This is a genomic window from Brasilonema angustatum, from assembly GCF_059505445.1.
On record NZ_JCACKO010000019.1, the window covers coordinates 1 to 20,541 of the forward strand.

The following is a 20,541-nucleotide window of genomic DNA, read 5'->3' on the forward strand; positions in this document are numbered from 1 at the left end:
TTCTATCCATGATTCTTTTATTCAGAATACCCGGAAAGTGACAGAAGAGGGATATTTTTGGTTTCCGATCTTGCTTCTTCAATTACTGGTGCAGAGATTCTTGTTGATGGTGGACAGACTCCTGGAATATGATTTGCAGTCGAATCTAGCTATATTTAGCAACGAGGGAGATATGAACGATCCATTTCATCAGAAAGAAGGTTGGAACCAATGTCTCAAAATGGTGAAGATACTCAGTTGGCTGCACAGTCAATTCCTTATGCTGAATTAGATCCACAACAACAAAAACAACGACTCCAAGAACTAGCGCTTGTTTTTTTTAAATTGGGCGCGATCGCCTTTGGAGGTCCAGCAGCCCACATCGCAATGATGGATTCAGAAGTGGTGACTCGTCGCCAATGGTTGAGCCGCGAGAAGCTTTTAGATTTGCTAGGTATAACCAACCTGATACCTGGTCCGAATTCTACCGAGTTGGCAATTCATATTGGGTATGAAAGAGCTGGATGGCTTGGACTGCTTATTGCTGGTTCATGCTTCATTTTACCTGCTATGATCATTATTTGGATTTTGGCAGCCATTTATGCTCGCTACCAAACCATTCCTCAAGTTGAATGGTTACTCTATGGTATTAAACCCGTAATTATTGCCATCGTCGTACAAGCAGTGTGGCTGTTGGGTAAAAAAGCTATCAAGGATATTTCAACAACTCTTGCTGCAATAGCCGTAATTGTTGCCTTTTTTCTCAAGATGGATGAACTGCTGTTGCTACTGCTGGCTGGGCTAGGGGTAATGTTTTTAAAAAATCTGTGGCAGAAGAACAATAGAACATCAGCAGCTTGGCTACTACCTATTTCTTTAGTTATGGGACAGACAGGAGGTGCAGCAGTCGCTACTTCTGTAAGTTCGCTCCAGGTGTTTTTGTTCTTCTTGAAAATCGGCTCGGTGTTGTACGGTAGTGGCTATGTACTGTTAGCTTTCTTACAAAGAGAACTCGTAGAACAGAATCATTGGCTGACTTCTCAACAGCTTTTAGATGCGATCGCTATTGGTCAGTTTACACCAGGTCCAGTATTTACCACAGCGACTTTTCTTGGCTACTTATTGGCAGGTCATGCAGGAGCGATCGCCGCAACGATTGGTATCTTTTTGCCTGCCTTTGTTTTGGTATGGATTATTAACCCTTGGGTTCCTAAGCTACGTCAATCTTCTTGGGTGAGTAGTTTTTTAGATGGAGTAAATGCAGCTTCTTTGGGACTGATGGCAGTAGTTACCTATACCTTGGGACGCGCTACAATTATAGATTGGTTGACTGTGGTATTGACACTCCTGAGTTTAATTGCTGTTTTTCGCTTCAAAATCAACTCAGCTTGGTTAGTTTTTGGGGGTGGATTCGTGGGATTTGTGGCACGATTTTTGAACGGTGCGATACTTCAGTAAAGACTCTCCCACCTTGACAAAGTGGGATATCTAATGAACTCACCTTAACCAGAAAAATTTTGATTATTTATTTTAATTAATAAGATGATTAGTGGAATTTTTGAGAACTGCATCGGGTCGAATGATATTGAGATTAGCCTAAAATATTGGGCTGAGTTTGGCTACCAAGAGGTCAAAAAGGGACAATTGGAAGCAGCGCAGGCAAAGTTGCTTTACGGTCATGCATCGAATTTGACATCGCTGAGATTGCAAAATGGTAACTCGTCGGAACACGGACTGGTACGGCTTATGTGGTGGTCAGAACCGCGTAACGAAGGTTTAGATAACACCTTACCCGTGGTGGTGGGTAGCCGTTGGTTCGCTTCTTTGACAAAAGATATTTACCAAGTAGCCGATGCTTTTACTGATGATAAATCTCACGGAGGAAACTGGATATATACTGAACCAATCCGCGCTATCGAAGGCATCGGCAATCAAGGAAAAAGCTTGTATAACCGCTTTGTCGGAGTGCGGGAAATGTTTGTCATTGGTTCCCAGACGCGACAGGCGTTTTTCCAACGATACAACTATAATCGCCCTGGTTACGGCACGATTGATCCGAGTTCCCCACTCTTGGTAAGCGAGGGAACTCACTCCAGTATAGTTACTGATGACCACACCTTAAGTTCTTTCTACACCGAAGTTTTTGGACTTGTGCCAATGGAGTGGAATGGTAAGCAATCTGGTTATCAAAATCCTTCCACTCGTCAGACTTTGATGCTAGAAAAGGGACAAGAATTTTATCTTTCTGTTTTTTCTTCACCCAAAGCGATCGCCGGAGTTTTACAAGTCTACAGCCCGCTTTACCATACCCCGAATAAATCTGAATACGCGCAACCAGGTTCGCTGGGTTTGAGTTTATTTACTTATCGAGTTGAGGACATTTCTCAATTCCACGAGCGCGTTAGTGCCAGCAACGCTACGTCAGTGACTCCCATCGTGCCGAATGAGTTTGGGGAGCCTTCATTTGGTTTAGTGTCACCGGATAAGATACGCTGGGCGATCGTGGGTTATTAACTCTTGTTAATCCTAACTCGATGCCATGCGTTGTTCATGTAACCCTTGAAATTCCAAACTTGTTCAAGGTTTTGCTGTTGGGTGTTCCCTTGCGAGTCCCAAGCTCGGACAATTAATTCGGTTATATCTGATTGTAGTTGCAATTGGTGTTGCCAAAATTGCCACGTCCGGTGGTTGTGGTTTCTCTAGCAATTGTACTTGTACCCAGGTTGTACCCAAATCCAGTGATAATTCAACTCTTTCAATTTGGCGATTGCCTACGGCAGAGCTACGCTTAACGCCGCCTGCGATTGCATAACCCTCTACTAAGATTAAATTGGTTGATAGGATCGCTTTGTCTGCGGGCTGACAAATGACCGCATTGGTGCTGTGTTAAATAGCTTTTGCTCTAGGATAATAAGGTCTGGCTGCTTTGTCATTGTTTAAAAGTTATAAGCGATTTTATGAGGGATTTTGCCAGACAAACAGACTCATAATTCACCAATTGAAGCTACAAACTCTGCTCTTTAGTTTGATTCGAAAACTTCCTCCCACTTCCATAGATAAAATAGTTTTCTGTCTCTTTTACATTAGCTTTAAAACCGACTTTTGTCAGCTTGTTTTGCAGTTCATCTAGCTGATAAAAAATTTTTACAATTTGATATTCTTGACCATTATTTAACATCCGACTTATATATATACTGCCGGTATCATCAAGAATATGGTTGTTAGCCGTGGATGTAAGTTCAAAGCGCGAGTCAACAATAAAAACTTGTCCACCAACACGAACAGATTTATAGACTTTTGTTAAAAATGATTCTAGTAATTCTGGCGGTACATGAGATAACCAAAAGGAGAAAAATACTAAATCATATTCAGCATTGGGTTCCCAGGTAAATAAATCAATTTGGTGATATTTCACCTTGGGTGAATTTAACTTGCTGCGATTAATTTCAATCACTTCTTGAGAAGCATCTATTGCAGTAATTTTCTTAGCAATCTTTAAAAGCTCTTGTGTCCAGATTCCCGTTCCACTGGCTAACTCTAAGATTTCCTCGGTTTGTCCAACTTGCTGTAAAGCCTGTCTAACAACATCTACTTCGTTGAACCAGCGCCCATTTACTTCCTCACCGCGATCATAACGACCAAGGCGATAGAACCATTCATCATATTCGTTGGCTCTGGCGCGATAGTAGGCAATTTGTTCTTGAATAATTTTATCTGTCATTGTCCCTTTTGATCTGGTCTAGTCAAAATTTTTATACATCTTAGCCAAAAAATACTGTAATCTTATATAAAATTAGTAGTATTATCTTAATAATTCCATAGCTTGCTTTCACAAAGCAACAGTTAACTGCATTTCTAGGCGATATCCTTAAGGAGAACCGCTAAGGGCGCGCAAGAGCGATGCTCATGCACTGCGCCTGAAGGCGATCGCCTAATTGTGTTCGTCAATGTTATTATCTTGCTGCCAAATCTTTTGCCGAAGTTCATCCTGATACCTTAAAAAAAGTTTTGGAAGAGGTAAATAAAGTCAGTGAATGGGCAAAGAGTAATCCAGCTGAAGTTGCTAAATTTCTCTCGCCTGTATTAGGTATTAATGCTGATATTTTAGAGATAGCAGAAAAGCGGCGTGATTATGGTGTACTTCCCATCGCCGATGAAGTCATTGCTAAACAGCAAGAGGTTGCTGATGCCTTCTACAAAATAAAATTGATACCGAAACAAATTAATGTCAAAGAAATAGTTTGGCAAGGTAATCGGAGAAATTAGCAAGATAGATGATGGAATTTATTTTTGCATTTACTCTTAGACAAGCATTTCTAGAATAAGCCACTTTTAAAACTTTAAGCTGTTTGAGTGCATCAGCTTTAGCTCAAGCTGATGTACGCATAGCAATTGGTACTGGTATAGATATGGCGATTGCCTACGGCAGAACTATGCTTAACGTCGCCAGTGACGACATCACACTCATTTGGTGGGGATTTGCAAACCAATGGTATAAATATCTATTCTATGCAGCAATAAAAAACTTTTGTTAGTATCGAGCTTTTGAGATTGGAAAAAAGCATTCGTACTCCTAAAAAAAACTGTTTGGGCAAGGATTTTATGCCTCTGGTAACAGCTTGCGTCTCATTACCCCAAAAAATCTCATAGACAAACGGTGCAAGCTGTTTCTATTATATGTAATGTTATTGATCAACTGAACCTAACCGCTACTGCTAACCTAGTAAAAAAACCTTATTGAATATCCTGATTTCATATTTTTATTTTATGAAAAGTAATATTTTTTGTAATATTTATGACTAAATATCATATCGTACTGCATCGACCTATTGACCTTGAGAAAATTGCTACCGAAGCCGAGAACAATAAATGCCCTAGGCATGTAATGTGGAGCTTAAAGCAAAGACTCAATGCCAGCATTTATACACCAGAAGGATATCAAGATTCTTTTGCGGACAAACTTCTTTCCAAAATAGCAGGTTCGCCAGAGCATTGGGCAATGGCACGTGCTTTATCATCTCGACTTGAATCGGATGACATAGTATTCTGCAATAGTGAGGTTGGAGGTATTCAAATAGCAACACTTTGTGGCGCGAAGCGCAGCCGCCCCAAAATTGCAGTGTTTTTTCACAATATTGATCGACCTCGTGGACGCTTAGCACTAAAGTTATTTAACTTGGCCAGCAAGATCGATTTGTTTTTAGCCTGTAGCAAGCACCAAGTTACTTTTTTACGCGATTACCTAAATCTACCTGCATCTCGTGTTCATTTTGTTTGGGAGCAAACCGATCTCAAATTCTTTGCACCTAAGTCTGCTTCACCTCAGAAGTCGCGTCCAATGATCGCTAGTGTTGGTTTAGAACAACGTGATTACAAAACTCTGGCAGCAGCAACAGCAAATCTAGATGTTGATGTGAAAATCAGCGGTTTCTCCAACGATGCACTTTTACTAAAACGAGCTTTTCCTGAAGAATTACCACGAAATATGTCACGCCGATTTTACGAATGGCCGGACTTAGTGCAGCTATATCGGGATGCAGATATTATTGTGGTTAGCATCTTTGAAAATGGTTATGCTGCAGGAATACAGGCATTGATGGAGGCAATGGCGTGTAGGCGTCCTGTGATAGTTACTCGCACTCAGGGACTCGATCAATATATAGCAGAAACTGATGCGGTAATAATGGTTAAGCCAGAAAATGTTGAAGATTTAAAACAAGCGATCACTTATTTGTTGAATAACCCTCAAGAAGCTGATGCTCTAGCTGAACGTGGTTATCGTTTAGCTCTAAGTCGCCATGATAGTGACCAATACGTAAATTACATCACAAAAGAGCTTAAACAGCTTGAAGGTTGAGATTAATTTTTGAGTGGAACTTGAAGTTTTCGTGTATATTTTTTGAAACGCAGAGTTTTTCAGGATAAAATCTTGGGTGTTGCAGAATAGAAATATGAATTAGGGAGATTGCGCAAAGCAAGAGACGCGACTAGCGCGTATCCCTATGCAGTGTCAAGAGTGTGCATCATCTCATATCGCTTCTTTGACGATAACTGGGAAGTGAAAAACTTTTCTTAGTATTGAGCATTTGAGATTGGGAAAAAACATTCTTGCCCAGAAAAAACTGTCTGGGCAAGAATTTTAGTAGACTTTGCTCTTAGTAACAGCTTCCCTTTCATTACCCCAAAAAATCTCATAGACAAACTGTGCAAGTTGTTTATATGATACGTAATGTTACTGGTTAACTGAATCTAACTGCTACAGATGACTGAGTGGAAAAGCCTTGTTGAATATTCATCCTGGCTTAATCTTTTTCTTTCATGAAACTTAATATTGAGTGTAATATTTATGACAAAATATCACATCGTATTGCATCACTCTATTGACCTTGAGAAGATTACTACCGAAGCCGAGAACAATAAACGTCCTAGGCATGTAATGTGGGCCTTAAAGCAAAGACTCAATGCCAGCGTTCATACACCAGAAGGATATCAAGGTTCTTTTGTGGACAAACTTCTTTCCAAAATAGCAGGTTCGCCAGAGTATTGGGCGATGGCACGTGCTTTATCATCTCGACTTAAATCGGATGACATAGTATTCTGCAATAGTGAGGCTGGAGGTATTCAAATAGCAACACTTTGTGGGTTTAAGCGCAACCGCCCCAAAATTGTAGTATTTTTTCACAATATTGATCGACCTCGTGGACGCTTAGCACTAAAGTTATTTAACTTGGCCAGCAAGATCGATTTGTTTTTAGCCTGTAGCAAGCACCAAGTTACTTTTTTACGCGATTACCTAAATCTACCTGCATCTCGTGTTCATTTTGTTTGGGAGCAAACCGATCTCAAATTCTTTGCACCTAAGTCTGCTTCACCTCAGAAGTCGCGTCCAATGATCGCTAGTGTTGGTTTAGAACAACGTGATTACAAAACTCTGGCAGCAGCAACAGCAAATCTAGATGTTGATGTGAAAATCAGCGGTTTCTCCAACGATGCACTTTTATTAAAACGAGCTTTTCCGGAAAAATTACCACGAAATATGTCACGCCGATTTTATGAATGGCCGGAGTTAGTTCAGCTATATCGGGATGCAGATATTATTGTGATCAGCGTCTTTGAAAGTAATTGTGGTGCAGGAATACAGGCATTGATGGAAGCAATGGCGTGTAGGCGTCCTGTGATAGTCACTCACACTCTTGGACTCGATCAATATATAGCAGAAACTGATGCGGTAATGATGGTTAAGCCAGAAGATGTTGAAGGCTTAAAACAAGCTATTACCTATTTGTTGAATAACCCTCAAGAAGCTGATGCTTTAGCTGAACGTGGTTATCAATTAGCTCTAAATCGGCATAATAGTGACCACTACGTAAATTACATCACAAAAGAGCTTAAACAGTTTGAAGTTGAAAAACAAGTCAGAACTCAGGAGTCAGAAGCGATTAGTGGGGAGATTGTGACTGCACCACTAATCGAAGACCACGCTCATCAAGGATTCAGTACAGGACTCTGACGCCTCTACTGATTCGCTCTATGGCTGACGCCATAGAGCACGCCATATGTCTTTTTGAAACACAGAGTTTTTCAGGGTTAAATATCGGATCACTTCGACGCATCGACGCAAGCGGAAATGATATGATACGACACGATTAAAGCCAAGCCCGCTCGTACTGAACAGGTGAAAATTTTTCCTGTCGCAGTTTTTTGGCAGCAGATAACGCCCAGTAAGGATTGCGTAGCATCTCTCGTCCTATTAAAACAATATCTGCCTGACCTGTACGAATAATCTGATCCGCCTGTTCTGGAGATGTAATTAAACCGACAGCACCTGTGAGGATGTTTGCCTCGTGGCGGATTCTTGCGGCAAACTCAGTTTGATAACCAGGGCCAAAGGGAATTTTGGCGTTGGGTACAGAACCACCGCTAGAAGTATCAATTAAATCCACACCGAAGGAATTCAGTTTCTCTGCTAAGGCGATACTCTGCTCAATATCCCAGCCATTTTCTACCCAATCTGTTGCAGAAATTCTTACCCACAAGGGATAATCTGATGGTAAGATTTCTCGCACCGCTTGAACGACTTCTCTTAGCAAACGAGTGCGATTTTCAAAACTACCGCCATATTCATCGTTGCGTTTGTTACTTAGAGGCGAGAGAAATTGGTGTAAGAGATAACCATGAGCCGCATGGATTTCAATGACTTTAAACCCAGCTTCTTGTGAACGTTGAGCCGCTTGTACGAAGTCATTTATAATCTGTTGGATGCCTTCTGTGTTTAATACTTCCGGAATAGGGTGGTTTTCGCTAAAAGGAATAGCACTACTAGAAACTACAGGATCCCAACCACCGTTGGATGTGTCTAAAACTTCTCCTCCTTCCCAAGGTGGTGCAGTACTGGCTTTCCTACCAGCATGAGCAAGTTGAATACCTGCGATCGCCCCAAAGTTATGAATTGCCCTAACAATTTTTGCCAATGGCTCAATATGCTCATCCAACCAGATACCCAAATCTTGGGGACTGATTCGTCCTCCTGGTTCGATGGCTGCGGCTTCAGTGAAAACTAAACCTGCACCACCAACAGCACGACTCGCTAGATGAATCAGATGCCAATCATTAGCATAACCATCTGTACTGGAATATTGACACATTGGCGAAACTGCGATGCGGTTGCGAAAAGTCACTGCGCCAATTGTTAGGGGTGTAAATAGATCTGTCATGGTAAGGATGAAATCTCACTAAATTGAGTCATGTGTGCGGGAACAGATTGCTCCTGAGAATTTATGTTGTCTGATCAAAACTTTAGGTGTCATCTAACTGCAGGACTGTTGTAGAGATTCTCTCATAGAATCGCTTGCTTAGAAGTCAACAATTAAGGAGTTCACCGAGGGTTAGGGTAGGATTGTGTGTGGTGCCATAAGCGGAGCTTAAAGCATAAAGGCTTATCGCGTATATCTCTAGCAGTGGCAACAAACTCTCGTAAGTCAACACTATCCACAAACCATTGCTCTGCTTCTAAAGGTTTAAGAATGGTAGCGTCAGACATAGGATTTTAGATCGTTGATTGTAGATTTGGGCTTCAGACAGACGCGGGACACTCTGTTTGGTGTTCTAGCCGCACTTGTGCCAGTAAACAACGGTAATTCGATTAACTTTATGACTATTAATGGTTTAATAGTAACAATTCAGGCGATAATTGCTGATGACGAGTGATACTTTTTATGACTGTTATCCAAATATTTATTCTGATTGGAGTTTTCTTGATAGCAAGCATTATCAGCGTCATTACTGGTAGTACTTCTCTAATTACCGTACCTATAATGTTTCAGGTTGGTATTGATCCGCGCACTGCTCTTGCTACTAATATGCTGGCATTAACCTTGATGAGCGTTGGTGGCACATTGCCTTTTCTTGGGAAAGGAGTGATTGATCGTCGTCGCTTACCACTACTGATATTACTAACGCTCTTCGGTTCAATTTTGGGAGCATTACTTGTTTTTATTGTTCCGTCAAAATCAATACCGTTTATTATCTCTATCTCAATGATTGCAGTTGCTGTGTTTTCAATCGTCAACCGAGATGCCGGAATAGTGCCAATAGAGGGAGTGCCTTCACAAGTAGCAGAAATAACGGGATATGCGGCTACCTTCATATTTGGTATCTATGGAGGCTTTTTCAGTGGCGGCTATGTAACACTGCTGACAGCAGCCTACATAATGCTATTTCGCATGACATTTGTCCAGGCAATAGCTACTACTAAACTCATCAATATATTTTCCTCACTTGTTGCTACCATAATTTTCATGATGCAGGGAATTGTGGATTACAAACTAGGCTTTATTCTTGGTATCGCTATGTTCTTTGGTGGAATTATTGGAGCGCGTATTACACTCAGATTAAGTAACGCCTGGTTGAAACGTATCTATCTGACAGCAATAACTATTCTTGCCTTCGTAACACTCTATAAACAAGAGCAAAAAGCACCTCAAACAAACTAACTATTAATGCGATTGAGTCTTTGTTAAAACTACTCAGGGCGAGCGCAAAAAAATGATAGTTACGATACCACTAGCAACAGAAGTCAATGCTCCACCTAACACAGCAGCGACGAAGAGAAAACAAGCTTGGGCACTGATCAAATTCACTTCCTCGCACACAAAAAGCGATAACCGACATCAATTTCTGAGAAATTTCTGATTTCTCCATATTTCGCATTCCATTTTCCAGTTGACAAATCTTCTTTAAGTCTGATAACTCCCTGTTCAACTTCATCTGCATCAGCTAAAGCCAAAGCTGATATATTCGCACGAACTTCCGGATTCAAATATATTTCTGGTCGTCTCCATCCAGATGCAGCAAACATATCTGTTAAATCATGGGGAAGTTTAAAAGTAGAAATTTCAACGCTTCTTTGGGTATGACTTTGAATGAGTTCAACAACATCGTTGATCGGTGGAAAAACACGAAAATCATAGTCACGATATACAGGAAAATAGTCAGCTATCCAAAGCTTTTCACAAAGTCGAGGGTCGAATGTCAGAAAAACTAATGCTCCTTTTTTCGTAATTCGATGCATTTCTCTAACTGCCTTGTGTAAATCAGAAAAATGATGTGTTGCTAAAATACAAATTACTCCATCGACAGATGCATTCGCCAAAGGAATATTTTCTGCATAACCAGCGAAATATTTTACCTGTGCATGTTCGACAGATTGAGAACGCATGACCGATGAAGGTTCGACAGCGTAAACTGAATATTCTCGTTCAGCGATCGCTCGACTATAACCTCCTGTACCAGCACCAATATCAGCAATAATACTTTTCTTTGGTAGGTTGAGTAAATCAATTAGAAAATTGACAATTCTCAGATCGGGAAGACGCGAATTAGAGTAGACTTTGCCAATGGAATTGTAGATAGTCATTATTAGTAACCAGCATTTTTATCCACAACATTTCGCAGGGGCTTTCCGTGGCGATAGCGTGTTAAATTATCAAGAAAAAGTGCAAGCGTTAAGCGTAGCTCTGCCGTAGGCAATCGCTCTTTTACTTTGGATGAATGAGCAGAACAGTGGGGTGTAATAAAAACATTCGGTAACGTCCAAAATGAACTTTCTGGTGGCAGTGGTTCCGTAAACACCGTATCTAAAGCTGCACCAGCAATCCAACTTTCCTGCAACGCTTTTAACAGTGCAGGTTCATCCACAATTTTGCCACGAGCAATATTTATCAAATAAGCATCGGCACGCATTGAGCGCAGTACTTCTGCATTAATCATGCCCTCGGTTTCCTTTGTCAAAGGTGTAGCAATAACTACGTATTCTGCTTCGTTTAGGAGTGCTTTCCACTCATTTGCACCCACCACTTTGTCAAAGTTTGGTAATGGTTGCGGGTGACGACGGCTTCCAAAAATCCGCATCCCAAAAGCTTTGGCACGGGCAGCAATTTCTTGCCCAATTCCGCCTGCACCGATAATTAATAATGTCTTATCTTGCAGTTCTTCAATTTGAAAACCTCTTTGCCATTGCTGTTGAGTTTGTAGCTTGTGCAAGCTTGGCAGTTGCTTAGCATAAGACAACATATAAGCAATGACAAATTCGGCAATGGGAATCGCATGAACTCCCGCACCGTTAGTCAGGATGATGTCACGTTCTAAGTATTTTGGTGTCAGGACATTATTTACACCTGCATTCGGTGCATGATGCCAACGCAGTGCAGGTGCAGATTCTAAGACTTTATGCAAAGTTGTGGGTTTCAGATAATAAAGCCAACTGAAGTAGACTTCGGCATCTGTAGCATCACCGTCCAGATTGCCATCAATATCTACCCGGACAAATGTTGTATCGCTAGGTAGATGCGGCTTAAGCTCATCAGCAGCTTCTATCGGTAGAATGAGTTTCATGATAATTGTTAATAGCCCGACGCCAAACGATATTAGTAGTCTAATTCAGCTTTCTTGCATTAGTAACCTACATTTTTGTCCACAACGTTACGTAGTTTTTCTTTGTTCCGATAACTTGTCAAATTGTCGAGGAATAACTTCACAATGCGACTACGAAGTTGTGGTGTCAGTGCTGAACAATGAGGTGTGATGAATGCATTGGGCAAAGACCAAAAGGGACTTTCTGGTGGTAGTGGTTCTGATTCAAAAGTGTCTAATCCAGCACCAGCAATCCAACCTTCACGTAAAGCAGTCAGTAAAGCATCTTGATCCACAATTGCACCACGAGCTATATTAATCAGATAGGCAGTGGGACGCATTAACCGTAATGTCTCCGCATTAATCAAGCCTTTGGTTTCCGGTGTTAAAGGTGTGGCAATGACTATATAATCTGCTTCCGGAAGAAGTGCTTTCCATTCATTCGCACCGACTATTTTATCGAAATTCGCTAATGGTTCAGGATTTCGGCGACTACCCCAAATTTGCATTCCGAAAGCTTTAGCGCGCAGAGCAATTTCTTGACCAATATTTCCTGTTCCAATAAGAAGTAAAGTTTTTTTGTACAATTCCTGTAACTCTAACCACTTGTGCCAGTAGTGATTAGTTTGTAAATCTTGCAATTTCTGAACATTCTTGGCATGATAAAGCATGAAGTTCAGTACAAATTCCGCGATTGGAATAGCATGAACTCCTGAGCCATTGGTAAGAATGATATCGTGTGACAAAAATGTGGGTGTGAGAATATGATTCACACCGGAACTAGGTGTATGCTGCCAACGAATTGTAGGTGCTGCTGCTAAAACTTTGTGCAGGGTAGTACTTTTCAACTTGAATCCGTTGAGATAAACTTCTGCTCCACTAGGATCACCATCAAAATTACCATCAGGATCTACACGTACAGATGTAATTTCTGAGGGTAACAATGGCTCAATATCATCAGCAAGTTCTACAGGTAAGATAATTTTCATAACTGACAAAAAGTAATATTATCACACAAGAAAGTATAAAAATCCCTTGTGCCCTTTCTCTAATTAAAGTTCATTTTTACTGTTGTGGCACAATCCAATCATTCAACTTAAAATCAGAGTTAGCTAATTTCTGCGAGACTAAAAATTTCTTTGTACCTTCCAACAATTGCAATCCTCGAGTCGGGAAGGGTTCTTCCGGAAATTGTTCTACAGGGAAAGAAGCCTTGATCACATCAATTGGATATCCTGAAACCTCGGTATGAAACTTGTAGTAAGCTTCTGGATTCGCTTTGATATTTTTGACAGATGCTTGTTTAATCTGATTCCACTTTTGCGGAAAATCTGGATGTTTAGCTAAGAAAGCTTCTGTCGCAACAGTTACGCTGGTTCCTGGTAAGTCTGGGTGTTTGGTTGCTTCATCAATCACTGGATAGCCCTTTGATTTTAACAGTGGTCCTGTACCAGTTGCTGCTGCGATCGCTGCCACATCACCCCGTTCTAGTGCTGCTTGTGCTTCACTAGGTAGTAGATGAACCACAGTGACGCGATCGCTAAGACCGGACTTTTGCAATAATCCAATCAAGTAGCGATGTAAATATGACCCTTTTGAGGTGGCTACCTTTTGCCCCTTCAATTCAGCCAAGGAACGCGGTCCGTTTTTCTTCCCTATTAACCAAGCATTCATCCCGACTTGTTCTTGACCAATTAAGCGCGTAGGAATACCTTTTGCTTTGGCGACAAGTGCAGGTGTATCCCCATAAATACCTACATCAACTTCCCCCGCCACCAAGGCTTCATTCAAGTTGGGACCATTCGGAAAACTTACTGTTTTGACTTCTGCAATCCCTAATTTTTGCAATTGGGGTAAGAGTTTACCTTGATGGATTGCCCAGCCTGTGGGTCCTGTGGGTACTTTGATCTGATTTACACTAATAAAACCCAAACGCAAGGTAGAAGTCTTAGCTGTGTCTGAGGTTTTGGGTTTAGGTACAGCTTGTGAAACCGTTTGACTGGAACTGCAAGCACTGCTGAATAATAGGAGGCAGCTTGCAGCTAGGGTAGAAAATTTCAGAAAAGATAGATGCTTAGTCATCATGACTGATGCAAGAAAAATTATTAAGAGAAAAATCTGAGCGGAAGTTTCCGCTCAGAAGCTTGAGAGTTCACTAAGGAAGATAAAACAGAAGCGAGAAAGCTATTTCAACTGCTTAAGTATTAAATGAGTTGAATCTTGTTTTGCTGTGTTAGTGCGATCGCGTCCCCAACCGATATTATTCCGGTAGCTGCCCAAAAGTCCAGTTTCTTTAAGTGATTTTTCGTCCACTGACTCCAGAGGTTCAACTTGCGGTGCTACATACAAAGCATCGACAGGACAATACAGTTCGCACATGAAACAGGTTTGACAATCACTTTGTCTAGCAATAATAGGTGGTGCATCTGGCACTTTGTCAAAGACGTTTGTCGGGCAAACGTTAACGCAAAGATTACATTCAATGCACCGCGACTCACTGACTAACTCAATCATGTCGATTTTGGATTGGGGATAACATCTTGGGAAAACCCGATTTGCAAAAGCCTCTTTGTTGACTTTCTTCTTTGCGTGAGTTTAAAATTCTGAGATTATGCAGCAGCACCCACTTTGACTTTTGTCTGGTGTAGAGGTGTTGCTTTCACCCAGACTTGATCCAAACCACCACTCGTTAAATAGTGTTGTTGGTTCGCATCCATCTCTGGATAGTCTAGGTGTTTGTGCATACCGCGAGTCTCTTTACGTTGTAGGGCGCTGCTGTACATCCATCGGGCTGTGGCTACCATTGCAGCTGCTTCCCTCACCCGGACAATGTTGTGAGTGTCTACTTGACTAGTGCGAATCTCTTTCCAGAGGTGATTTAATCTGTGCAATGATTCTGTCAAGCCTTTTTCGTTGCGGAAATAATTGCGATCGTACGGGAAGACTTCAGCTTGGGTTGCTTGGATAACTTCTTCGGTGTTGATTTGATGAGCAGCACTGCAGGCGGGTTTCCCGCCGTAGGTGACTGACGAACCCGAAGGGTGTTGACTAGCATTTGTCAATCCCGCTTCACCGACTGCTTGAACAGAACGCTGTGTTCTCCACCCAGCAAACTTATGGGCATATTCAGCCGCAGATTTTCCAGCCCAGTATCCAGAAGATATCGCCCAAGCTGCATTGTGACTACCACCACCAGTAAACCCACCACAAATTAATTCTCGTGTGGCAGCATCGCCAGCCGCATAAAGTCCCTGAACTGATGTGGCGCAGGTAAAATCGACAATCCGAATGCCACCCGTACCACGTACTGTTCCTTCTAAACGCAAGGTAACAGGGAAGCGTTGGGTAAAGGGATCGATACCTGCGCGATCAAGAGGTAAGAAGAAATTAGGCTGTGCCTTCCGCATATGTGCCTGCATTTCTTCAGTCGCTTGATCCAAGATGGCGTAAACTGGTTGTGTCAACAGGGTTTGAGCAATAACTGAACGTCCTCGTTGGGAACCTGCACCAGGTATCGGTGTGCCATCTTCGTAAGTAAAAGTTGCCCAATTGTAAAACAGGGTTTTGGTGACAGAGGAAAAGGCGGGAGAGATGCCGTAGGCGTTGGAAAACTCCATTCCCGACATCTCAACACCCGCTTCTGCTGCCATTAGGTATCCATCCCCAGTCAACACATTGCAACCGAGTGCCTTGCTCAAAAAAGCACAGCCACCAGTCGCAATGATTACTCCACCTGCACGCACAACCCATTGCTTGCCAGTCTGACGGTTAACCCCCGTTGCCCCAGCAACAGCACCTTCTGCATCTACCAATAGTTGCAAGGCGGGACTATGATCTAATATTGTTACCCCCGCCCGTTTAATTTGCTTGCGCATCAAGCGCATATATTCGGGTCCCTGTAGACTGCGTCGATAGGGTTTTTGCTGTTGATCAACAGGAAAGGGATAACCCCACTTTGCTAATAGGTTGACGTTTGTGTAAGTTTGATTCAATACTTGCTGCATCCAGTCACGGTTGGAGAGAAATCCCCCCAAAGCTTCTCGACTCGCGATCGCAGCTTCTCTACTTTCGGGTTCTGGTGCTACATACCACACACCATTACCCGATGCTGCTGCACATCCACTGGTACCGCAGTAACCCTTATCTACCAAAACAACTCTCGCACCAGCAGATGCAGCACTCCAAGCAGCCCAAGTACCAGCCGGACCACCGCCAATAACTAGAACATCTGTCTGTAAATTGGGATCAACATCAATATTAATAGTAGATGAACTCTGGGTCATTGAATTCCTCGCCTCAATATTCGCTTCTTACGTACCAGAGAAAAACTTGGACAATAACACAATGAAAAAACTAATTGTTAAGAGCAATTATGGCAATAAGAACAACTTATTAACGTAAGTTTTGGTTGTACTAGCATCTAGACTACCATAAAATACGGTTAATATGTCAGTTTACAGTATTTTACTGTTTCTTAAGACTTGCACAATTTATTCAAAAAATCAAGGGTAGTTTTTATAAAACTTAAGAATCAGAATATAAGGCTTGCTTTTCGAGTACTAATATGTGAATATGCAAGTGTGTTTAAGTTCAATCAGCAAAATCTCAAAAATTACCGTTTTTTTTCTAAATTTTGACGATATAGGGGGCTTGCGATATTGCTTCAGTTTCAGTTGGGGTTTAAATCCCCAACTGAAAATGTCTTTTATTTTGAGAGAAGTCTGAGCGCCGGCTTCCGGCAATCAGAACTTCGGTGATTTTGAGATTGCGTCGCAACGCTGACGCAACGCTACGCGATTTTGAATTGTTAAGGGGCTGGATTGGGATAACGTGTATGAACTGCATCTAACTCTGCTAAAATATCTTGGTTGAGAATTACATTCACGCTGTTAATATTTTCTTGTAGTTGTTGTAAGGATGTTGCACCAATAATTGTGCTACTCACAAACCACCGACTCCGCACGAAAGCCAAAGCTAATTGTGTAGGCTGCAAATTATATTTTCTGGCAATTGATACATAAGCTGCTACAGCGTCATTTACATTTGGTTTGAAATAGCGTTGTCCAAAACCTTGAAATAGAGACAATCGTGTATTTTCTGGTTTTTGATCGTCTGTGTACTTCCCAGATAACAAACCAAATCCTAAAGGACTATAAGCTAGTAAGCCAACATTGGTATAACGAGAAACTTCTGCTAAAGCTGAATCAAATACACGATTAAGCAAGTTATAAGCGTTTTGAATGGAGATCACTTTGGGTAATCCTAGCTGTTTGGCAATATGAACAAACTCACTAACACCCCAAGGTGTCTCATTACTCAAGCCCAGATAGCGAATTTTACCTGCTTTGATGACATCTGCAAATGCTTGTAATTGTTCGGCAATACTCACAGTTTCACGTTCCAAATCAGGTTTGTACTCTGTCTGCCCAAAGGTGGGAACATAGCGTTCTGGCCAGTGAATTTGGTACAAATCTATATAATCTGTTTGTAATCGCTTCAGACTATCATCTACCGCTTGCTTAATGTTGTTGTGGTTAATTTGGAGATTTCCTCCCCGCAGCCATTTAAAAGGACGACCGGGACCTGCAATTTTTGTGGCAATGATGAGTTGGTTCCGCTGCTGTTTTTTCAACCATTCGCCAATGTAAGCTTCCGTTTTTCCTTGAGTTTCTCCACGAGGCGGTACTGGATACATTTCCGCAGTATCAATAAAATTTATCCCTTGAGCAATAGCATAATCTAACTGTTGATGCGCTTCCTCAATGGTATTCTGCTGTCCATAAGTCATGGTTCCCAGACAAATTTCAGAAACCTTGAGGTCACTCTCGCCAAGTTGGTTGTACTTCATATTCTTGAACTAATTATCTTGATTACTTTTAGCAAAAAAACGTAACAAAACGAAACTTGGACTAAATATACAGTAAGCTTACCGATTAACCGGAGTTAATATCTCAAAAATGGATATTACCAGATATTCATTTCGGAAACAAGCTTAGATGACTAATTTTCAATTATAGATCAAATGTAGCTAAAAATACTCACTATATACAGTTTTTCTCAAAGACTGCTATCTAGTAAGATAATCAACATTAATTCAACCAAATTACCGTATTTTTTCAATAAGGTAATTTGGTTATTGCCATAGAGTTATTTTCTCTTACCTAGTTTCGTCGCTAGGAGGGGAAAGTTTTGATGATGTGTTGAGGATTTTCCAGATACAAAGCTGGAGTCATTTTGTGGTGGGCTTACTTCAGGCATGCTACGCGAAGCCCGACAGGGCCTAGGCGGCTATGCCATCATTTTTTATGAGTAGCAAGCGTACAAGATAAATTATGACTCCTAAATTCGCTTCTGTAAGTGCTCATTGCTGGCTTTGTTCTTTTAAATTGATACCTTTCTAGCGAAGTTATTACTAAGTCCTTTTGACTATTTAGCAGAAGCATTGTATCAAGTGATTCTGCCAATTTTCTCTATGAATTTAGAGTAAATTCATTCACTTTTTAGGTTGAGGAGTGTCATGTCGAAATTTCGTTGGAATTCTAGATGGATACTATTTTTGATTTCGCTGCTAGATATGCAGATCGTCTTAGTTCTTAATCCTGCAAAAAGTTGGGCAGATACACCTGAATATTCTTCATCTACCGATTCATCAATGTCATCTGCCGTGAGGAGTACTGCGATGGTCCCAAGGGGACCCGCCCAAAGGGGGTTAAGCGTTTGCGTAGCGCGCCCTATGCCTGCGGCACGGCTACGCCTATCGGCGCTAGCTCTACCGAAGGTAATCGCTCCTGAGCAATATAAAGGGTCTGTTCTCCAAAGCAGCAATTCTGTAATGGATCGCTTTACGCTGATCTCACAAGTACCCTCATCAGTGCCCTCACTGTCACCTATTTCTGTCCCTGCTAACCCTTCACCAGGCGATGCAGGGGTCACTCCAAAGACTTCTGTCTCTGAACTATCGGATGGGAAGCGATCGCCTACTTCTGTCCCTGCTAACCCTGCACTCAAGAATGATTCGTCGAAGCTACCAAACCGCGATGTAACAATAGGGCAGGTTAACTCTGTCTCCCAGCTATCTGATGTGAAACCCACCGACTGGGCATTTCAGGCATTGCAATCGTTAGTAGAACGGTATGGTGTGATTGCGGGTTATCCTGACCAGACCTTTCGGGGTAATCGGGCAATGAGCCGTTACGAGTTTGCCGCAGGGCTGAATGCAGCACTAAATCGAATTAGTGAGCTACTTGCTGCCGGAACAAGCGATCTGGTCAGAAAAGAGGACTTAGTTACCCTGCAAACACTACAAAATCAATTTGGAGCAGAACTGGCACAACTACGGGGACGAGTAGATGCGCTAGAGGTACAGACAGCAAACCTTGAACAACGTCAGTTTTCCACCACAACTAAACTCACAGGTGAAGTTGAGACTGTTATTGGGGGAGTTCTGACGGGCAATAACGTCGTCACCAAGAGACCTGCAGCTCATGTCATCACATTTCAAGACCGGGTTCGTCTACTTTTAAACACCAGTTTTACCGGCACTGATCAACTACGGGTGACACTTCAAGCTGGAAATATTACCCCTATAGGAGGAACAAGAAGTGGATTACTCGGAACCACTGACGGGAGAACTTCTGATAATGCTAGTCCTGTTTATCCAAACAATGACGTTTATATCTCTGGACTTCGTTATCAGTTTAAACCTTTTAAAAGTACCCAAGTCAACATTTTTCCCCAGTCCGATGGAGCTTTTGAGATCGGCTTGAGTGGTCCTATCAATCCATATTTTGAAGGATCTGCTGCTAATGCGATCTCACGATATGCACGGCGGAATATGGTCTATGATTATGGAGATACTGGTCCGGGAATTGCGATACTCCAGCAATTCGGTAAACAGTGGCAATTAGGGTTAGCGTACACCGCCATAAATGGTGATAATCCTACACCTAACAATGGCTTATTTTCAGGCAGGTATGTAGCTCTGGGACAGTTATCATACTCCACCCCCAGTCAAGATTTTCGGGTGGCTTTAACTTACGCCAATACCTACAGCCCACCGAACACCATAGGTCAAACTGGGACAAACTTCGGTCCAGTAATCGGGAGTAACCTGGCAAACAGTACCGTGGCTGGAAGGGGAACTGTAGGTAATCTTTACGGCATACAAGCTTTGTATAAAATTAGTCCCAAGTTTGCAGTCAATGGGTGGGTAGGTTATTCAGCACACCGCTATCTGGGAGTCGGAGATGGTCAGGCCTGGGACTGGGCGGTAGGACTGGCATTCCCTGATCTTTTTAAAAAAGGTAGTTTAGGCGGTCTTTTCGTCGGTATGGAGCCGAAACTGACTGCCTTGAGTAAGAATGTAGATTTGGGAGCAGGTCTTGGACAAGTGGACAAGGATACGTCCCTACACGTTGAGGCATTTTACCAATATCAAATCAACGATTATATTGCGATTACGCCAGGTTTAATCTGGATTACTGCACCGGACTCTAATGCCGACAATCCTGGTAGTGTAGTTGGTTGGCTACGTACCACCTTCAAGTTTTAACCTTAAAAAACTAGACCTTTAGTTTCTAGCCAACAGAACGGGCTAGGGACTAGAGACCAGGGGCTAAAGAAAAAAGCTCTTATACTACTTTAAATCGATAA

Annotated in this window: 20 protein-coding genes and 1 pseudogene; 10 read left to right on the top strand and 11 right to left on the bottom strand. The window is 41.9% G+C overall.

The features are described 5' to 3' along the window. From AC5JM2_RS04675 to AC5JM2_RS04685, 3 genes are all read left to right on the top strand, one after another. Window positions 1-271, top strand: a 271-nt coding sequence (locus AC5JM2_RS04675; RefSeq protein ID WP_495833752.1) for a hypothetical protein, incomplete at its 5' end; no start/stop codon positions are given. Further along, window positions 211-1,437, top strand: coding sequence for a chromate efflux transporter (gene chrA / locus AC5JM2_RS04680; protein ID WP_495833753.1), 1,227 nt, complete (start codon window positions 211-213; stop codon window positions 1,435-1,437). The genes AC5JM2_RS04675 and chrA, both read left to right, overlap by 61 nt. 84 nt (window positions 1,438-1,521) lie before the next feature. Then, the gene (locus AC5JM2_RS04685; RefSeq protein ID WP_495833754.1) at window positions 1,522-2,493 is read left to right on the top strand and encodes a VOC family protein; all 972 of its coding nucleotides are present in this window, start codon (window positions 1,522-1,524) and stop codon (window positions 2,491-2,493) included. Here AC5JM2_RS04685 and AC5JM2_RS04690 read toward each other — a convergent pair. Further along, a pseudogene (locus AC5JM2_RS04690) lies at window positions 2,490-2,847 on the bottom strand (hypothetical protein). The gene AC5JM2_RS04685 and the pseudogene AC5JM2_RS04690 sit on opposite strands and share 4 nt — an antisense overlap. Before the next feature lie 136 nt (window positions 2,848-2,983). Further along, complete coding sequence (locus AC5JM2_RS04695; protein ID WP_495833755.1) at window positions 2,984-3,700, bottom strand: class I SAM-dependent methyltransferase; 717 nt, start codon at window positions 3,698-3,700, stop codon at window positions 2,984-2,986. A gap of 287 nt (window positions 3,701-3,987) precedes the next feature. On the opposite strand from AC5JM2_RS04695, the gene AC5JM2_RS04700 reads away from it, so the two are divergent. From AC5JM2_RS04700 to AC5JM2_RS04715, 4 genes are all read left to right on the top strand, one after another. Next, the gene (locus AC5JM2_RS04700) at window positions 3,988-4,245 is read left to right on the top strand and encodes a hypothetical protein (RefSeq protein WP_495833756.1); all 258 of its coding nucleotides are present in this window, start codon (window positions 3,988-3,990) and stop codon (window positions 4,243-4,245) included. Window positions 4,246-4,328: 83 nt separating this feature from the next. Beyond that, complete coding sequence (locus tag AC5JM2_RS04705) at window positions 4,329-4,514, top strand: hypothetical protein (RefSeq protein WP_495833757.1); 186 nt, start codon at window positions 4,329-4,331, stop codon at window positions 4,512-4,514. 260 nt (window positions 4,515-4,774) lie between these two features. Further along, entirely contained in the window at window positions 4,775-5,836 is a 1,062-nt protein-coding gene (locus AC5JM2_RS04710; RefSeq protein ID WP_495833758.1) for a glycosyltransferase family 4 protein, read from the top strand. Window positions 5,837-6,325: 489 nt separating this feature from the next. Beyond that, window positions 6,326-7,489: a glycosyltransferase family 4 protein gene (locus tag AC5JM2_RS04715; protein ID WP_495833759.1), complete on the top strand. Its 1,164-nt coding sequence runs from the start codon at window positions 6,326-6,328 to the stop codon at window positions 7,487-7,489. A gap of 136 nt (window positions 7,490-7,625) precedes the next feature. On the opposite strand, the gene AC5JM2_RS04720 is transcribed toward AC5JM2_RS04715, so the two are convergent. Continuing rightward, window positions 7,626-8,693 (bottom strand): NADH:flavin oxidoreductase/NADH oxidase, encoded by a 1,068-nt coding sequence (locus AC5JM2_RS04720; RefSeq protein WP_495833760.1) that lies wholly within the window; start codon window positions 8,691-8,693, stop codon window positions 7,626-7,628. 161 nt (window positions 8,694-8,854) lie between these two features. Continuing rightward, entirely contained in the window at window positions 8,855-9,019 is a 165-nt protein-coding gene (locus tag AC5JM2_RS04725; protein WP_495833761.1) for a hypothetical protein, read from the bottom strand. 14 nt (window positions 9,020-9,033) lie between these two features. Here AC5JM2_RS04725 and AC5JM2_RS04730 point away from each other — a divergent pair, with 14 nt between their 5' ends. Together AC5JM2_RS04730 and AC5JM2_RS04735 are read left to right on the top strand one after the other, a co-directional pair. Next, window positions 9,034-9,186 (top strand): hypothetical protein, encoded by a 153-nt coding sequence (locus tag AC5JM2_RS04730; RefSeq protein WP_495833762.1) that lies wholly within the window; start codon window positions 9,034-9,036, stop codon window positions 9,184-9,186. Window positions 9,187-9,194: 8 nt separating this feature from the next. Then, a complete protein-coding gene (locus tag AC5JM2_RS04735; RefSeq protein WP_495833763.1) occupies window positions 9,195-9,971 on the top strand; it encodes a sulfite exporter TauE/SafE family protein in 777 nt (258 codons plus the stop codon). A 143-nt stretch (window positions 9,972-10,114) separates the two neighbouring features. On the opposite strand, the gene AC5JM2_RS04740 is transcribed toward AC5JM2_RS04735, so the two are convergent. The 7 genes from AC5JM2_RS04740 to AC5JM2_RS04770 all read right to left on the bottom strand — a co-directional run bounded on the left by AC5JM2_RS04740 (window position 10,115) and on the right by AC5JM2_RS04770 (window position 17,737). Continuing rightward, the gene (locus AC5JM2_RS04740; protein ID WP_495833764.1) at window positions 10,115-10,894 is read right to left on the bottom strand and encodes a class I SAM-dependent methyltransferase; all 780 of its coding nucleotides are present in this window, start codon (window positions 10,892-10,894) and stop codon (window positions 10,115-10,117) included. 2 nt (window positions 10,895-10,896) lie between these two features. Continuing rightward, window positions 10,897-11,871 carry a D-2-hydroxyacid dehydrogenase gene (locus AC5JM2_RS04745; RefSeq protein WP_495833765.1) on the bottom strand — a complete coding sequence of 325 codons (975 nt, stop codon included), beginning with the start codon at window positions 11,869-11,871 and terminating at the stop codon, window positions 10,897-10,899. 59 nt (window positions 11,872-11,930) lie between these two features. Then, complete coding sequence (locus AC5JM2_RS04750) at window positions 11,931-12,878, bottom strand: D-2-hydroxyacid dehydrogenase (RefSeq protein WP_495833766.1); 948 nt, start codon at window positions 12,876-12,878, stop codon at window positions 11,931-11,933. 76 nt (window positions 12,879-12,954) lie between these two features. Beyond that, window positions 12,955-13,974, bottom strand: coding sequence for an ABC transporter substrate-binding protein (locus AC5JM2_RS04755; protein WP_495833767.1), 1,020 nt, complete (start codon window positions 13,972-13,974; stop codon window positions 12,955-12,957). Between the two features lie 99 nt (window positions 13,975-14,073). Then, window positions 14,074-14,403 (bottom strand): 4Fe-4S binding protein, encoded by a 330-nt coding sequence (locus AC5JM2_RS04760; RefSeq protein WP_169153231.1) that lies wholly within the window; start codon window positions 14,401-14,403, stop codon window positions 14,074-14,076. Between the two features lie 95 nt (window positions 14,404-14,498). Further along, window positions 14,499-16,172, bottom strand: a complete 1,674-nt coding sequence (locus tag AC5JM2_RS04765) for an FAD-dependent oxidoreductase (protein ID WP_495833768.1) — start codon at window positions 16,170-16,172, stop codon at window positions 14,499-14,501. A 524-nt stretch (window positions 16,173-16,696) separates the two neighbouring features. Next, entirely contained in the window at window positions 16,697-17,737 is a 1,041-nt protein-coding gene (locus AC5JM2_RS04770; RefSeq protein WP_495833769.1) for an NADP(H)-dependent aldo-keto reductase, read from the bottom strand. Between the two features lie 669 nt (window positions 17,738-18,406). On the opposite strand from AC5JM2_RS04770, the gene AC5JM2_RS04775 reads away from it, so the two are divergent. Further along, window positions 18,407-20,440 carry an iron uptake porin gene (locus AC5JM2_RS04775; protein WP_495833770.1) on the top strand — a complete coding sequence of 678 codons (2,034 nt, stop codon included), beginning with the start codon at window positions 18,407-18,409 and terminating at the stop codon, window positions 20,438-20,440. Window positions 20,441-20,541: the final 101 nt, after the last annotated feature.

Excerpts from the sequence above, each read along its gene's own strand:
- AC5JM2_RS04745 (WP_495833765.1), bottom strand. The coding sequence starts at position 11,871 with ATGAAACTCATTCTACCGATAGAAGCTGCTGATGAGCTTAAGCCGCAT.
- AC5JM2_RS04710 (WP_495833758.1), top strand. The coding sequence starts at position 4,775 with ATGACTAAATATCATATCGTACTGCATCGACCTATTGACCTTGAGAAA.
- AC5JM2_RS04735 (WP_495833763.1), top strand. The coding sequence starts at position 9,195 with ATGACTGTTATCCAAATATTTATTCTGATTGGAGTTTTCTTGATAGCA.
- AC5JM2_RS04770 (WP_495833769.1), bottom strand. The coding sequence starts at position 17,737 with ATGAAGTACAACCAACTTGGCGAGAGTGACCTCAAGGTTTCTGAAATT.
- AC5JM2_RS04685 (WP_495833754.1), top strand. The coding sequence starts at position 1,522 with ATGATTAGTGGAATTTTTGAGAACTGCATCGGGTCGAATGATATTGAG.
- AC5JM2_RS04740 (WP_495833764.1), bottom strand. The coding sequence starts at position 10,894 with ATGACTATCTACAATTCCATTGGCAAAGTCTACTCTAATTCGCGTCTT.
- AC5JM2_RS04765 (WP_495833768.1), bottom strand. The coding sequence starts at position 16,172 with ATGACCCAGAGTTCATCTACTATTAATATTGATGTTGATCCCAATTTA.
- AC5JM2_RS04715 (WP_495833759.1), top strand. The coding sequence starts at position 6,326 with ATGACAAAATATCACATCGTATTGCATCACTCTATTGACCTTGAGAAG.
- AC5JM2_RS04720 (WP_495833760.1), bottom strand. The coding sequence starts at position 8,693 with ATGACAGATCTATTTACACCCCTAACAATTGGCGCAGTGACTTTTCGC.
- AC5JM2_RS04775 (WP_495833770.1), top strand. The coding sequence starts at position 18,407 with ATGTCGAAATTTCGTTGGAATTCTAGATGGATACTATTTTTGATTTCG.
- AC5JM2_RS04760 (WP_169153231.1), bottom strand. The coding sequence starts at position 14,403 with ATGATTGAGTTAGTCAGTGAGTCGCGGTGCATTGAATGTAATCTTTGC.
- chrA (WP_495833753.1), top strand. The coding sequence starts at position 211 with ATGTCTCAAAATGGTGAAGATACTCAGTTGGCTGCACAGTCAATTCCT.
- AC5JM2_RS04725 (WP_495833761.1), bottom strand. The coding sequence starts at position 9,019 with ATGTCTGACGCTACCATTCTTAAACCTTTAGAAGCAGAGCAATGGTTT.
- AC5JM2_RS04695 (WP_495833755.1), bottom strand. The coding sequence starts at position 3,700 with ATGACAGATAAAATTATTCAAGAACAAATTGCCTACTATCGCGCCAGA.
- AC5JM2_RS04750 (WP_495833766.1), bottom strand. The coding sequence starts at position 12,878 with ATGAAAATTATCTTACCTGTAGAACTTGCTGATGATATTGAGCCATTG.
- AC5JM2_RS04755 (WP_495833767.1), bottom strand. The coding sequence starts at position 13,974 with ATGATGACTAAGCATCTATCTTTTCTGAAATTTTCTACCCTAGCTGCA.